Annotated in this window: 12 protein-coding genes; 1 reads left to right on the top strand and 11 read right to left on the bottom strand. The window is 47.7% G+C overall.

Going from position 1 to position 14,591, the window contains the following annotated elements:
• The first annotated feature begins 100 nt into the window (after positions 1-100).
• Positions 101-1,057: a LysR family transcriptional regulator gene (locus K9N75_RS15915; protein WP_039188090.1), complete on the top strand. Its 957-nt coding sequence runs from the start codon at positions 101-103 to the stop codon at positions 1,055-1,057.
• 36 nt (positions 1,058-1,093) lie between these two features.
• On the opposite strand, the gene K9N75_RS15910 is transcribed toward K9N75_RS15915, so the two are convergent.
• From K9N75_RS15910 to baeR, 11 genes are all read right to left on the bottom strand, one after another.
• Positions 1,094-1,801, bottom strand: a complete 708-nt coding sequence (locus K9N75_RS15910) for a GntR family transcriptional regulator (protein WP_008814193.1) — start codon at positions 1,799-1,801, stop codon at positions 1,094-1,096.
• Between the two features lie 155 nt (positions 1,802-1,956).
• Positions 1,957-2,982 carry a 3-dehydro-L-gulonate 2-dehydrogenase gene (gene yiaK, locus K9N75_RS15905; protein ID WP_224451874.1) on the bottom strand — a complete coding sequence of 342 codons (1,026 nt, stop codon included), beginning with the start codon at positions 2,980-2,982 and terminating at the stop codon, positions 1,957-1,959.
• A 10-nt stretch (positions 2,983-2,992) separates the two neighbouring features.
• Positions 2,993-4,462: a mannitol dehydrogenase family protein gene (locus K9N75_RS15900; RefSeq protein ID WP_224451873.1), complete on the bottom strand. Its 1,470-nt coding sequence runs from the start codon at positions 4,460-4,462 to the stop codon at positions 2,993-2,995.
• 11 nt (positions 4,463-4,473) lie between these two features.
• Entirely contained in the window at positions 4,474-6,039 is a 1,566-nt protein-coding gene (locus K9N75_RS15895; RefSeq protein ID WP_224451872.1) for an MFS transporter, read from the bottom strand.
• A gap of 216 nt (positions 6,040-6,255) precedes the next feature.
• Entirely contained in the window at positions 6,256-7,539 is a 1,284-nt protein-coding gene (locus K9N75_RS15890; RefSeq protein WP_224451871.1) for an MFS transporter, read from the bottom strand.
• 96 nt (positions 7,540-7,635) lie between these two features.
• Complete coding sequence (locus K9N75_RS15885) at positions 7,636-8,655, bottom strand: Zn-dependent oxidoreductase (RefSeq protein ID WP_039188101.1); 1,020 nt, start codon at positions 8,653-8,655, stop codon at positions 7,636-7,638.
• Positions 8,656-8,671: 16 nt separating this feature from the next.
• On the bottom strand, positions 8,672-9,886 hold the full coding sequence (gene manD / locus K9N75_RS15880) for a D-mannonate dehydratase ManD (protein WP_039188102.1): 1,215 nt from the start codon (positions 9,884-9,886) through the stop codon (positions 8,672-8,674).
• 220 nt (positions 9,887-10,106) lie between these two features.
• Positions 10,107-11,006: a lipid kinase YegS gene (yegS, locus tag K9N75_RS15875; RefSeq protein WP_008814186.1), complete on the bottom strand. Its 900-nt coding sequence runs from the start codon at positions 11,004-11,006 to the stop codon at positions 10,107-10,109.
• Between the two features lie 649 nt (positions 11,007-11,655).
• Positions 11,656-13,029, bottom strand: coding sequence for a prephenate-dependent tRNA uridine(34) hydroxylase TrhP (trhP, locus tag K9N75_RS15870; protein ID WP_224451870.1), 1,374 nt, complete (start codon positions 13,027-13,029; stop codon positions 11,656-11,658).
• Positions 13,030-13,371: 342 nt separating this feature from the next.
• Positions 13,372-13,713, bottom strand: a complete 342-nt coding sequence (locus K9N75_RS15865; protein WP_004091895.1) for a YegP family protein — start codon at positions 13,711-13,713, stop codon at positions 13,372-13,374.
• A 173-nt stretch (positions 13,714-13,886) separates the two neighbouring features.
• Positions 13,887-14,591, bottom strand: coding sequence for an envelope stress response regulator BaeR (gene baeR / locus K9N75_RS15860; RefSeq protein ID WP_174705394.1), 705 nt, complete (start codon positions 14,589-14,591; stop codon positions 13,887-13,889).

The following is a 14,591-nucleotide window of genomic DNA, read 5'->3' as shown; positions in this document are numbered from 1 at the left end:
CTTAACAAGGCATGTAGCGCTGGTTAATGGATTTAATTTAATTATCAATTAGGATGAAAACAATCAAATTAATGATCATTTAAATAAGAGCATATTCTTTATGGCTGAGCGCAACGAACGTAATTCACTTAGTAAAATTAAGGTTTTTGACCTTAACCTATTAACCATTTTCGAAATGGTCTTTATCCATTCCAGTGTCAGTAATGCAGCCGCCTCTTTAGGAATGACGCCTTCTGCAGTGAGCCAGTCGCTACAAAAATTGCGTAATCACTTCTCTGATCCTTTGTTTATTCGAGAAGGCAAAGGGATTTCACCAACCACCGTAGCGGCGAATTTACATGAGCAACTGGCTCAGAGTATGGGGCAGTTAAATAAGGCAATTAACCCAACGCCTGATATGGCTCTTAAAACTAAATTTGTGGTTTACGCACCGCCTTTTATGAGTATGGCGTTGTTACCTACCGTGGTACGTAGTTTACAAAATGACGGAATGGATTATGAAATTGTGCATTACAGCTCTTACACCCAGCGTAGTAGTACAGAAGAGCTACTCAATTTTCGCAAAGCCGATATTATTTTTAGTCCAAGCCCTTATGTGAGCTTCTCGACGGTCTGTACGCCATGTTCTGTAGAACCGATGGCTGTTATTTGCCGCAATGATCATCCACGTGTTGGCGATACGCTAACTAAACTTGATGTTGCCAATGAGCGTTTTACCTCGATGAATTTGGATGATGCTGAAGTGTTAACCCATAAGGTGATGTTGAACGAAGTTTTAGGTGAACGTCATTTTCTATTTTCGAGTAACTCTATGCTGGGGATTATTAGCGTGGTTGAAAATACCGATGCTATCGGCGTTGTTCCACAAAGTTTATTAGATCGTTTTGGCTCATCATTCAAAGTTCGCTCGCTAAAAACCGAGTTTGAGATGTTAAAAACCACGATTTATATGATTTATAATAAAAGCTCTCTGCAAAATCGCGCCTTTACGCATATGTTGGATCGTTTAAAGAGAGAGATCCCTACAGCGTTGTTAAATAGGCCAGAAGATAACTAAGTCTGCGACTAAGGCGTTATATTCCTAACGGTTATTCTATAAATTTTCTTGTGCGAACCAATCCTGATTCTGCTGTTCGATTGGTGTGATGGTGTGGATCATTTCTTGAAGATGCACTAACACAGCCTTTTCAGCGGACTCTGGATTGTGATCGGCAATTGCCTGATAGATTTTTTCATGCTGGGTAATCAGACTTTCAGGAGGGGATACCTTACTGAGAGTGAGAAAACGAACCCGATCCATCGTCGCTTTGATATTTTCAATGGTTTCCCATGCTAGCGGGCAATCGGCTATTTCCGTTAATAGCTGGTGAAATTGGTCATCAAGCGCGAGAAACTCGCTGGTTTGATTGTGCTGAGCGGCCAACTTTTGTCGACTGATATTGTGTTCCAGCATCAGCAACTGTTCTGCTGTAGCTAACTCAGCGGCTCGCCGAGCAATACTGCACTCAATGGCACTGCGGATAAAACGTCCGTCAGCAACGCGTTTCACGGAGATCTTCTGCACGAAAGTGCCACGCTGAGGCAAGATTTGTACTAAGCCATTTTCAGCTAATTTGATAAATGCTTCTCGTACCGGCTGGCGTGACACATTGAAACGGGTCGATATTTCCTTTTCTGACAGCAAGGTACCCGGCGGGATCGTGCATTCAACGATGTCTTTACGCAGGTAGCGATAGATTTGCTGATTGACTGGCAAGTTGCCATTTAGGTCATAATTTTGCTGCGGAGTATGCATTGACATGCGTATGGCGTCATTTTGTATTTAAGGGGGAAGTCGCATCAGTCTAGCATAAGTTTGCTAAAGATTTGCCGTTGCTGATACAGGGATTTAGCGAGAATGAATCGCTTGGATCATGGCTCCTCACTGGCGTATGAGGAGCCGGAATGTGTGTGCTTTTATCGCGCGTTTGTCGCAGCGAGTTTGAGAACGTCATCCCAAACGCCGTCGTCAACTGGAATGCCCTCGGCGAGATTTTCTCGGCGGGTTTTGACTTCGAGTTCACCTGGGTAATAAACGGCAGCTTGTCCCTCGGCGGGCTCCGAGCTTTTCACATAGGCGGCCACGCTGTCGGCCATTTTGTTGGTAAAGTCATGCCCCCCCAGTTGGGTTGGATCAAAAACCATAAATATTTGGCTAGCGCCGGTACAGCTCCCTTTTTGAATCTTATCTATCCCGTTGGTGGGTTCACCGGCAGACAGCAGCGCCGCCATCGCATCCAGCAGTATTGCCATACTTGAGCCTTTCCAATAGCCCGTCGGCAAGATACGCATGGATTGCTCAATCGGGCCCGGTTCATCGGTTAAGTTGCCGTCTTTGTCGTAGCCGCCGGGGTAGGGAAGTTTTTCACCTTTTAAGCGTGTGACCTGTAGTTTACCATAGGCATATTGTGACATTGCCATGTCGAGCACCAAAGGACCGCTTTCTCGCGGTACTGCCATCACAAACGGATTATTGCCAAGGCGAGTATTTTTCGCGCCCCAAGCAGGCATACAGGATTCGGTGTTGGTCCAGCAAATTGCCGCCAGCCCTTTTTCTGCGGCTTTCCAACCATAGGTTCCACCGCGCATCCAGTGAGTGGTGTTGCGCAGTGCGACAATACCAATACCGTTCTCTTTCGCTATTTTACTGGCTTGTTCTGTGGCAAACAGGGCATTTGTGATACCAATCCCACGTTGACCGTCATAAATTTCGATAGCCCCAAGCGATTTAACCAAGGTGGGGGCGGCATCAATAGCAATCCAGCCTTGCTTCACGTAATCCACGAAACGTGCGACACGGTTTAATCCGTGAGAATAAATGCCGTCGCAGCTAGACTCAGTATGGATCTGAGCACAGATATCGGCCCGTGCTGCGTTTAATCCCGCATTAATGAAGGCTTGTTTGACTGTGTTTTTCATGACATCGAAGGTAATTCTTTGCATGTTGTACACCTTATTTTTTGAGCTGAACCAGATAGTGTGCGACGGTGGCTTTTGCCCCCTTTTCTAACAGGGCGCGATAGGCCGCGTGAACGGCTTGAGTGAATCGAGGCTGTTTGGCGAGGTCGTGGCCAAAAATAGTAGTTAGCGACAGCAAGGCATCCACGCGCTTTTCCCCCTGCGAAGAGCCTGTGACGACGGTTTGGATCTCAGCCAGCAGCGGATCGCTGATCTCAATGTGATCACCTCGTTCGTCGATACCGCCTACGTAGCGCATCCAACTGGCCACGCCCAGCGCCAACAGCTCAAAGCTAGAACCATGACTGAGGTGCCAACGTACAGAGTCCAGCATGCGCTGTGGCAGTTTTTGGCTACCGTCCATGGCGATTTGCCAGGTGCGATGTTTCAGCGCTGGATTCGCGTAGCGAGCGATTAGTGAATCCGCGTAGGCGGCAAGATCGATGTCTGGCACGCTGAGAGTGGGCGCCTGTTCATCCAGCATCAGAGTGCGAGCGGCAAGGCGATAGTTTTCGTCCTGCATGCAGTCGTTAATGTGTTGATAACCCGCCAGATAGCCGAGATAGGCTAAAAATGAGTGGCTACCGTTCAGCATTCGCAGCTTCATTTCTTCATAAGGTAATACGTTGCTTACCAGTTCCGCCCCCACTTTTTCCCATGCGGGGCGGCCTGCGACGAAATTGTCTTCGATGACCCATTGGCGAAATGGCTCACAGGCTACGCCAACGGGATCGGCCATGCCAAGCTGCTGTTCTATTTGCGCTAATGTTGCGGTGGTAACTGCCGGAACGATGCGATCGACCATGGTTGACGGGAACGTCACATTTTTCTCGATCCATTCAGCCAAATCTGGCGACTGGGCCGCGGCCAGCCCACAAATGACATTGTGGGTGACATGACCATTTTCCGGCATGTTGTCACATGACATCACGGTAAATGCGGGCAAATGAGTGGCGCGGCGTTTAGCCAACGCGGCGACGATAACGCCTGCGGCTGAGTGCGGATGCCGTGGGTGCGCAATATCATGAATGATTAATGGATGTTCAAGGTTAAGTACGCCGCTGGCGGGATAGTGACAGTAACCTTTTTCCGTGATTGTCAGAGAGACAATGGCAATTTCTGGCTGGCAGAGGGCGTCAAGAACGGCATCAATACCGTCAATTTGCGCATGCAATGCTTGGCGAACCACGCCCACCACCCGACATTGCCAGCCTTGCTCTGACATTTCTGCCACGCTGAATACGTTATCCTGTTGGTGCAAGTCTTGGATCTGTTGCTCGCCGCCAATCAGGTTGATCTCACAGTATCCCCAGTCGCTGCCGTGTTCGGCAGCTAACCGATCGGCGTATACCGCTTGATGTGCACGATGAAAGGCGCCAAAGCCAATATGTGCAATGCGTGGAATCAGTCGTTCGCGAGAGTAGGTGGGAACGACGGCGTTAGCCTGCAATAAGGTCTGTTTCATAGTGATATCCATTATTCTTGGCGAAGTGGTGCTGGTTTTATTAACTCAGGAACCGCGACATCTTGAGTGGCGTTATTGGACTCTTCGCACCACAGCGTGTCGTAGCGATAGCCGGTGAGATCTTCTATAACGCCTCTGGTTTTTGCCTCCACCCTGAGTTTTGATCCACTGGCTTTTAGGCGATCGATTTCATCCACGAGAATTTTGTGGGTGGTCTTATTCAGCCGGAACGAAAGTGCCTGAATGAGCGCTCCGACCAACAGCAACGTGGTGCCGATAAATAACACCAGGGCGATGGTGTGAGTTGCCTCAGGGGGCTGTACCAAGCTGCCTTTTACAAAACCGCCGGTTTGCAGCAGGATGCCAACGATAAAAGTGGCGATAGCGACGGTGGTTTTGCGTGAGAAGGTCATTACCGCGGCAAATAATCCTTCTCGACGCTGGCGTGTAATCATTTCGTCCACATCAGGAATGAACGGGAAAACGTTCCACGGGGTGAATTCTAATATGCAGCGGCCAACCTGATAGAACGCCGCCAGTGCAATAAGAACCATGGCCTGATTTGATACTGGGAACAGATAGACGCAGAGCAATCCACCGAGGCAGAGAAGCATGATTGAATAGGCGAAAACATACAGCTTAGCGGGTCCATATTTAATCATGGCAACCCCAGCGAGCAGGGTGACAGGTAATCCCACAATGCTCAGCGAAAGCAAACTTGCGGCAAATGACGAGGAAATACTTAAGCAATAGACACAGAAGAATACGAAAACGGTGTTATAGACATCTTTGGCGGTGAATGAGAGTAGATAAATGGATAGGTGTTTTCTGAAGGCTCTCACTTTTAAGGTTGAAATATAGTCTTTAAATAGATTTCCTACTGCTTTTACTTTCTCCCTGGCCGATCTTTTTATTTGAGATTTTTCCAGCTCTGCATACATTTCGGGGGTTAGTTCACGCTCCCATGTGACCTTCCAAGAAATAAATACGCATACCATAAAGACAATTGAAAAGGCGATTCCGTTGAATAGGTAAGCATTGGCATTTCCTTCACCAAAATGTTTAATCAGCAAACCAGGAATAAAAGTCGCTAGAAAAGTACCTAACGCTGAAATAAACATCCGGCAGGTGGAGAGTTTAGTTCTGGCGTTAAAATCTTTAGTCATCTCAGAGGGTAATGTTTCCCAAGGGATCAATACGATAGCGGCGATAATTTCAAACGCGAGATAGATTGTGAGATAGAACCAGTAGTTCATTCCCGTTATCCATAGCAACGAGTACACCAGCATCAGCGGAGCACCAATTAACAGGAAAAAACGGCGGCGACCAAATTTTTTACCTAAATAGGTTTTATAGAAGTGATCGGTAAAACTCCCCATAAATAAACTGACTATGGCATCGACAATGCGTGCAATCGCTACAATTGAGGCGGCTTCAATGGGGGTTAACCCAACGAAAGTGGTATAGAAGAACAACAGCCATGCACCAATGATAGTGAAAGCGCCACCGCCCATAATATCGGTAAGTCCATAACCAATACTGACGGGAATGGTTATTTTTCGAGTGATACGCGACATATAAAATCCTTTGCTGGTTAATGTCGATATGAATTCGATTCTGTGTATACCCGTCATACTTCAAGCTGCATTTTTGTTGGTTACGTTCGCTTACCCGAATCACTGGCTAGAGTTAGCTCATCGGTGCTCGCTTATTTACCGTCTCAATGCAACTCGAATTATTTAGGGTATAGATAAACGCGGATGTTTATCTACACAGGGTGTTAAGTTTGGCTGTTAAATATGAGGGGCTAATTCCGGTTCAGAACGTGAAGGCCGGATAACAAACAGCACCAAAATTGCGCCGAGCGCGGCGACACCGCCCGCCAGAATAAATGCGCTATCGAATTTTCCTGTATTTTGCACGATAAACCCGGTCACGATTGGCCCCACAATGCCGGATATGCTGCCGATAAGATGAATAAAGCCGCTGGCACCACCGATACGTGATTTATGCACCACGTCTTGAATAATCGCCCAGTAAATCGAACCGGTGACGTATAGGAAGAAAATGGAAACCGACATCAGTATCACGGCCGGTATAACCTGAGTGACGGTTCCAGCCAGCGCGACACAGATAGCGGATGCGAGCAAACACACGACCAGCACGATTTTGCGTGAAAGCAGCAGCTTGCCCGTTATACGGTAAATTTTGTCAGAAATGATACCGCCCAACGCTAATCCAATGAAGCCGACGATCCACGGAATAACGGTGGTAATGCTCATTTCTTTGATGTTCAGACCATGTGCCTGTACCAGATATGAGGGAAACCAGCTTAGGAAAAAGAACAAGATATAGTTGTAGCAAAAGAAAGCAAAAGCGGTGACCAGAATAATTGGCTGCTTCATATAGAACATGAGCGAATGGCCAGGCTGCTGGTTGGTGTCCGTTGTGGCTTCTTCGTGTTTCTGCTGTGCAATTAACGCGCGTTCAGCTTGGCTGACGTGACGGCTTTTCTCTGGAGAATCGGATACCACGAAGAACCAGATTAGCATCCAGACAATGCCGATAGCACAGATGATCATAAATGCAGGACGCCAGCCGAAGGCCAGTGCCAGATAGCCGACAATCGGGCCTGCGACTGCGCCGCCCAAGGGGGAACCGGCACTGAGTAATCCCATTGCGGTTGCAGCCTGTTTGCGAGGGAACCAGCCATTGATCATTTTGTTGGCTGATGAACAAATCGGGCCTTCAGCCATGCCAAAAAGTACACGAAGGATCAGCATGGAGTAGAAACCCGAGGCGAGGGCAGTGAAGCCGCAGAATATTGACCACAATCCAACCGCGACGCCGAGCACCAGCATAGGCCCGAAATTGTCTACTGCAAGGCCACCGATAAAATTGAATACGGCGTACCCAAAGAAGAAACTGCCAAAAATAATCCCGAACTGTTCAGCGTTGAGCGAGAGATCTTGTTCGATCATCGGCAACGTAATGGAAAGTGCGACACGATCTAAGTAATTGATCATGTAAACTAAAAATAATAAAAAAACGATTGTCCAACGCAAGTTCTTAAACATAAGTACTCCACGCAGTTATTATTATGTTGTAGGGTGCGTGCCGCCTAAGAGGCACGCATTTAGCGGGTTCGCATTTAACGGATTAGTCGCTCTGACTTACTGATGAAAACTTAAAAGTACTTTGCAGCAGGTTTTCTGATCTTGTTCAAACAGCACTAATGCATCTCTAACCTGTTCAAGCGGGAAGCTATGGGTAATCAGCTTTTCGGGATGAATTTTTTTCTCCGTCATCCACTCAATAACCTGCGGAAAACGTGCGCTATTTAGGCGTGAGCTGAAGATCGCGATTTCCTTACTGGTGATACTTTGCTGATTGAGTACGCACGGTTCGGATGAGAATCCCATGATGCCGATACGTGCGGCGGGTGAGGCCAACGCAATAGCCTGAGGCAAAATCGACGGATGACATGCGGCGTCAATAATTAATGTTGGGCGGATATTTTCCTGTGCTAATACGTCAGCGACATCGACATTGGTGTTGTTTATTAGGCGATCGGCTCCGTTGTCTTGAGCCATTTGCAGACGCTCTGAAATACGATCGGCTACGATAATTTTTGCTACGCCATAAACGCCGCGCAGGGCTTGTATGACGGTCAGCCCCATTGGTCCTGCACCGTAAACCAGTGCAATATCATTAGGTTGTGGTTTAACCTGCGCACATATGTTTGCTGCAATAGAGAACGGTTCAATCATCGTGGCTTCCGCATCGGGAATGCGGGTAGGCACTAAATACGCATTGCGGGCGGGGACACAGGCATATTCGCTAAAGCCACCGTCGCGGTGGACGCCGATCACCTGCAACTCGGTACAGACGTTCGGCCGCCCAATAGAGCAGGGATAACAATGACCACAGTTAACTACCGGATCGGCAACCACTCGTTCACCGATGCGTGCGTTTTCTACACCGTCGCCAACGGCATCAATGATGCCAAAAAATTCATGACCGATAACGCGAGGATATTTGGCGAACGGATTATGCCCACGAAAAATATGTACGTCTGAGCCGCAGATCCCCGCGCTACAAACGCGGATACGTACTTCCCCTGCCTGTGGCTGGGGGATAGGACGCTCTTCGATCGCTAATTGTTCTGGTTGCTGTATTACAACGCTTTTCATCAATAAATCCTCTTATTTACCAGTTCCATAGAGTGCCGTCTTCTAGGCGAGCGACCGGTAAATATGCCGGTTCGTACGGATACTTGGCGGCCAATTTCTCGTCAAACTCGATGCCTAAACCGGGTTTCTCTCCTGGATGCATATAACCGTTGTCGAATGTCCAGCTATGTGGGAAGACTTCCAGCATTTGCTCGGAATATCCCATGTATTCCTGAACACCGAAGTTAGGTACCCAGAGATCAAAGTGCAGTGCCGCAGCCATACAGATTGGCGACAAATCAGAAGGGCCGTGTGAGCCGGTACGAACTTGGTACAGTGAGGCGAAATCTGCGATACGGCGCATACCGGTAATGCCACCGGCGTGGGTGATCGTGGTACGGATATAATCGATTAGCTGCTCTTCGATCAGCTGTTTGCAGTCCCAAATGCTGTTGAAGACCTCACCAACGGCAATCGGGGTTACGGTATGCTGACGAATGAGACGGAAGCTCTCTTGGTTTTCTGCGGGGGTAGGATCCTCCATCCAGAATAGGCGGTAATCCTCGATGCTTTTACCAAAGCGTGCCGCTTCAATAGGCGTTAAACGATGGTGCATGTCGTGCAGCAGATGCTCATCAAAGCCAAATCGAGAGCGCACGGCTTCAAATAGTTTCGGTGTGAAATCGAGATATTTTTCAGTTGACCATAGTTGCTCTTCCGGCCAGTTTCCTTTGGTTGCCGGTTCGTAGGCTAACCCTTTTCCTTTTGACATGCCGTAGGTGGTTTTCATTCCTGGAACGCCACACTGAACGCGGATAGCCTTAAATCCCATCTCTTTGTGCTTGGCATAATCTTCAAGCACGTCATCAATCGAGTGGCCGGTCGTGTGGCAGTAAACCATGACGCCTTCGCGAGATGCCCCGCCAAGTAACTGATACAACGGCATATTGGCGGCTTTGGCTTTGATATCCCACAGCGCCATATCGACGGCAGAAATCGCGGACATCGTAACTGGTCCACGGCGCCAGTACGCACCTTTGTAGAAAAACTGCCAGATATCTTCGATCCGGTGAGCATCACGGCCGATCAACTGCGGGCAAACATGATCTTGCAAATAAGAAGCCACTGGCAATTCGCGGCCGTTGAGCGTTGCATCGCCGATGCCTGTGAGTCCCTGATCGGTAGTGATTTTTACCGTGACAAAATTACGTCCTGGACAAGTTACGAATACTTCGGCCTTAACGATCTTCATTTGAACTCCCTCACCACTGTTTTCTGGACTTGCTTTGCGAGCGTTTCGATGTCGGAAACATAGATCTGATATAACTACCATACAAGTATTTAGTTCAAAAAGTGCGCGCGTAGATCACGTTTTTTGATGAGAAAGGAGGCTTGCGGAGGGACAGCAGTAATGCAAAGAGAACGCTCTCCCCTAGAAGGGGAGAGCGGTGGAGTCAATAAATCGTATTAACTTATCCGATTAACGGGCAGTTTGGAGGAAGACGAAGGTTTATCGCATCAGGTTCAATTTCGATGCGGAACTGTTTGGCGCTTAGGGGTTCGCCGTCTAGATTGAGTGTCATGTCGTGAGGTGCGCTAATCTCCAGCCAAGGCAGTGAGGCTTCGATGACATTTTTATTGCTTTCGCCCTTGAGTAAGCTTTCAAGAAGTGCTGGTAACAACTCGTCAGAAGTGAGAACGCGTAGCTCGAGTTTCCCATCGTTGATGCGTGCTTCTGGACACAGCGGCTGTCCACCTCCGGCCTGACGACCATTGCCGATGGCGACAATCAGTGCTTTTCCTTCCCAATTGAAGTTAGGGCCGGATATCTGGCAGAAATCCGCTTTTAGCGTATCCATGCGTAAGATGCCGTGTAGGAAGTAGGAGGCTCCACCGAGCACTGATTTCAATTTTTCAGGGGTTTCAGTCGTGATTTTAGTGCCAAATCCCCCCGTCGCCATATTGATGAAGACGCGCTTTCCATTGACGCGGGCGAAGTCGATGGGGACGGCTCGTCCCTGTAAAGCAAGCTGAAGTGCAGACTGCGGATTTTCTGGAATTAAGCAGGCAGTCGCAAAATCATTGGCGGTACCGAGTGGCAATACGGCTAATACAGGACGCGATGATTCACTATGCTGACTTAGTGCGTCCGAGACCTCGTTAATGGTGCCATCTCCACCGCCTGCGACAACGGTTTCAACGCCAAGCTCAACGGCTTCAGCCACATAGCGCTTCGCATCACCGTGCTCCCAAGTGACGCGAACATGTAGCGTATGACCTGCAGTACGCAGCCCATCAATTGCTTCGCGTACTTCCTCATTTCCAGCACCTTTACCATTCAAGATGATGAGCGCAGAGTGTTGTTGATGCATGAGTGATCTCCTGAAACGGGTAAAAACGTTAGTGCTTACATTGTTATAACATAGATGGTTCTTATGGTTTACCGATAAAATTATTCATATTAATAAATAATAATGAAACCGCTCTCATTGGAAAATATAAGGGATTTACTTAAGCTGAAAGGTTTCAGTTTGTAGGAATAAACGAATTGGCTAAATAGATTATGAGTGCTTTTAATTAATTAATCGGAGGGGTAATCATCTGGGAAATTATGAGTCATCATGTTGGTGATATATATTCCTATTAAGCTGTTTTTTTCTTATGGTTAATCATAATAATAAATCACTTAACGAAATTAACTAAAAATGAAATGAATTTATTCTCTTTTGTTATTGATTTTTAATGATTTTCTTGGATTTATTAAGTTGATGAGTACGGTTTTTATAAAGGGAAGTTTAGGGATGTGAGTATTTGTATAAAAAAAGAAAACCAGCCCAAGGGAGATTGGGCTGGCAAGGAGGTGGTTCCTAGTATTGCTTTTTCGTTATATCTTTTTGCCACTCAATAATATCGATATGAGATAAGATTAAGTGTGATCTTAATCTTATATTCGAAATATTAATGACAAAAAATAGATAAAGAAGCGCAGCTTTTTAAGAATCAGCTACGCCTAGATAGATATTAAGAAGCAGAATGCGGATTACGAGTGTCCGTTCCTTGCAAATTACGCATGAGCAGCGCGAACTCCAAATCTAAATCCTCAGGTACAGGGATGTAAACGATATGCCCATTTCCTGGTGCTACATCGGTCGGCTCGCCTTTTTTGTTTTGCATGGCTTCCAATGTGAAGTGAATATTGCCTTTTGGCGTCATCATTTCAACACTGTCTCCGAGTGAGAACTTATTCTTCACCACGACTTCTGCATAACCATCACGGCGGACGCCGGTAAGCTCACCAACAAACTGCTGGCTATCAGAGACGGAGTAACCGTAGTCATAGTTTTGCTGATCTTCATGTACATGACGACGTAAGAAGCCTTCGGTATAGCCACGATGTGCCAGTGCTTCTAGCGTAGTCAGCAACGTTGGATCGAAAGGTTTGCCCGCAACAGCATCATCAATTGCACGGCGATAGACCTGAGCGGTACGTGCAACGTAATAGAAAGATTTAGTGCGGCCTTCGATTTTCAGCGAATGAACACCCATCTTAGTCAAGCGATCAACGTGTTGGATAGCGCGCAGATCTTTGGAGTTCATGATGTAAGTGCCGTGTTCGTCCTCAAACGCACTCATGTATTCGCCTGGGCGCATTGCTTCTTCCAGCATGAACACTTTGTCCGTTGGTGCACCGATACCCAGAGTGGGTTCAACTGCCGGTACTTCGGTCACTGGGATAGGTTCGTGGATGTGTACGATATTGCCAACGGCGTCTTCTTTGCCTTCCTGTACTTTGTATTCCCAGCGACAGGCGTTAGTACAGGTTCCCTGATTGGGATCGCGCTTATTGATATAGCCAGACAGCAGGCAGCGGCCAGAGTAGGCCATGCACAATGCGCCGTGCACGAAGATTTCCAGTTCCATATCAGGAACCTGCTGGCGGATCTCTTCAATTTCTTCCAGAGAAAGTTCGCGCGACAAGATCACGCGGGTTAGTCCCATTTGTTTCCAGAATTTCACCGTCGCCCAGTTAACCGCGTTGGCCTGTACGGAAAGGTGAATCGCCATCTCGGGGAAAGCTTCGCGCACCATCGAAATCAAGCCAGGATCTGACATAATCAGCGCGTCAGGCCCCATCTCAATGACGGGCTTCAGGTCACGTAGGAAGGTTTTCAATTTGGCATTGTGCGGTGCAATATTCACCACCACATAGAATTTTTTCCCCAGAGCGTGAGCTTCATTGATGCCCTGAGCCAGATTCTCATGGTTGAATTCGTTGTTACGGACACGCAGGCTGTAACGAGGCTGACCGGCATAAACTGCATCTGCGCCATAGGCGAACGCATAACGCATGTTTTTCAGCGTACCGGCCGGAGAGAGTAATTCCGGAGTAAACATAGGTTTGTATTTCTCTTTAAAGGTCTGATCACAAGTCAGTCTGTACCCGCAGGTACAGTGAAGGCGGGCATTATAGAGGGTTCAGCGGTTCCGCACAAATGCTGTGGGTAATCGAAGGCCAATGCGCTTTAGAAGACGGTGGCATGTGGAGACTTCTGCGCACATATATTGGTTTATTATTCCGGTATTGGCGGAACGAACAGCAATCGCGCATATTCGGCGCGTCCCTGCGCCCACCCCTGATCTGAGTGCGCTCACTTATGCCAGAAGGAACCGGTAGTGATAAGCGTGCAGAAACTTTATACAGATGACAAAAGATTAATTCGCGTTAGCCGCCATGCTTCACCCGTGCGTCAAATCCCTAATATCTGTTGTCGCACCGTTTTTTACCACCGACTGAATCCCTTTCTTGGCGGCGCTCTCAGAGCTATACATTTCACTGGTGCCAATCACCTGATGGTTTTTCGCTTTGAGAACAAAATAGGGTTGATCGCTGCTGCTATTTTTTATCTCAAACTGTGCTTCGTCGGGTGAATTAGCCTGCACTGAGGCGATGCCATTATCGGCGGATGCTTTACTGGCATACATCTCGCTAGAGAGAATAATCTCGCCGTTGCTTGCTTTCAGATTAAAGTGGAACTGCCCGTTCTTCGCTTTTTTAATTTCATAATAGCCGATTGCCATGGGTATCTCCTTAAATCTATATCGCCGTATTCAATTAACTGCGCTAATGAGGATGGATACTTTTCATGCTAAATAAATCAAGGTAAGTATAGACAATGGCTGAATATTTGCAGGAGAGGACGAGGGAGATAAACGTCGTGCTCCCGCGATGACGCGGGAGCCAGAGTTAACGTTTACAGCACTTTACACGCAGTGCCTTCCCAACGATAACCGATGCCATAAACCGAACGAATAAACGGCTCGCCGTTTTCAAGCTGTTCGAGTTTGCGGCGCAGATTTTTTATATGACTGTCTACGGTGCGATCGGTCACCACCCGATAGTCGTCATACAGGTGGTTTAGCAACTGTTCACGAGAGAGTACCGTACCAGGTTGAGTTGCCAGCGTTTTTAATAGCCTGAATTCGGCGGGCGTTAAGTCTAGGAGTTGATCTTGGAAGCTGGCCTGATAGCGATTTTCATCGATGATTAACATCGGTTCTGCATTGGCTTCGGTTCTGCGTACACAGCGCCGCAAAATAGTTTTCACGCGAGCGACGACTTCTCTCGGGCTATATGGCTTACAGATGTAATCATCTGCGCCAATCTCTAATCCCAATAGGCGGTCTATTTCTTCTATTTTTGCGGTTACCATGACGATAGGGACGTCGGAGAAACGGCGGATTTCACGGCATAATGTGAGCCCATCGGTACCCGGCAGCATCAAATCAAGCAGAATCAAATCCGGCGGTGTTTGATGCACATACGGCAGCACCGCGTTGCCATCAGCCAAGAGATGAGGCTGGTAGCCGCCAGCGGTGAGATAATCGATGAGGAGCTGACCTAGCTTGGGTTCGTCTTCGACGATCAATACATGTTGCCCTGATGGGTCGATGGCCAT

Origin of the sequence: Hafnia paralvei, from assembly GCF_020150375.1 — a bacterium.
GTDB lineage: Bacteria > Pseudomonadota > Gammaproteobacteria > Enterobacterales > Enterobacteriaceae > Hafnia > Hafnia paralvei.
This window is presented reverse-complemented; position numbering and strand designations above follow the sequence as displayed.

Bases quoted from the DNA above. Each gene is read 5' to 3' on its own strand.
- K9N75_RS15915 (WP_039188090.1), top strand. From the start codon at position 101: ATGGCTGAGCGCAACGAACGTAATTCACTTAGTAAAATTAAGGTTTTT.
- K9N75_RS15910 (WP_008814193.1), bottom strand. From the start codon at position 1,801: ATGTCAATGCATACTCCGCAGCAAAATTATGACCTAAATGGCAACTTG.
- yiaK (WP_224451874.1), bottom strand. From the start codon at position 2,982: ATGCAAAGAATTACCTTCGATGTCATGAAAAACACAGTCAAACAAGCC.
- K9N75_RS15900 (WP_224451873.1), bottom strand. From the start codon at position 4,462: ATGAAACAGACCTTATTGCAGGCTAACGCCGTCGTTCCCACCTACTCT.
- K9N75_RS15895 (WP_224451872.1), bottom strand. From the start codon at position 6,039: ATGTCGCGTATCACTCGAAAAATAACCATTCCCGTCAGTATTGGTTAT.
- K9N75_RS15890 (WP_224451871.1), bottom strand. From the start codon at position 7,539: ATGTTTAAGAACTTGCGTTGGACAATCGTTTTTTTATTATTTTTAGTT.
- K9N75_RS15885 (WP_039188101.1), bottom strand. From the start codon at position 8,655: ATGAAAAGCGTTGTAATACAGCAACCAGAACAATTAGCGATCGAAGAG.
- manD (WP_039188102.1), bottom strand. From the start codon at position 9,886: ATGAAGATCGTTAAGGCCGAAGTATTCGTAACTTGTCCAGGACGTAAT.
- yegS (WP_008814186.1), bottom strand. From the start codon at position 11,006: ATGCATCAACAACACTCTGCGCTCATCATCTTGAATGGTAAAGGTGCT.
- trhP (WP_224451870.1), bottom strand. From the start codon at position 13,029: ATGTTTACTCCGGAATTACTCTCTCCGGCCGGTACGCTGAAAAACATG.
- K9N75_RS15865 (WP_004091895.1), bottom strand. From the start codon at position 13,713: ATGGCAATCGGCTATTATGAAATTAAAAAAGCGAAGAACGGGCAGTTC.
- baeR (WP_174705394.1), bottom strand. From the start codon at position 14,591: ATGGCCATCGACCCATCAGGGCAACATGTATTGATCGTCGAAGACGAA.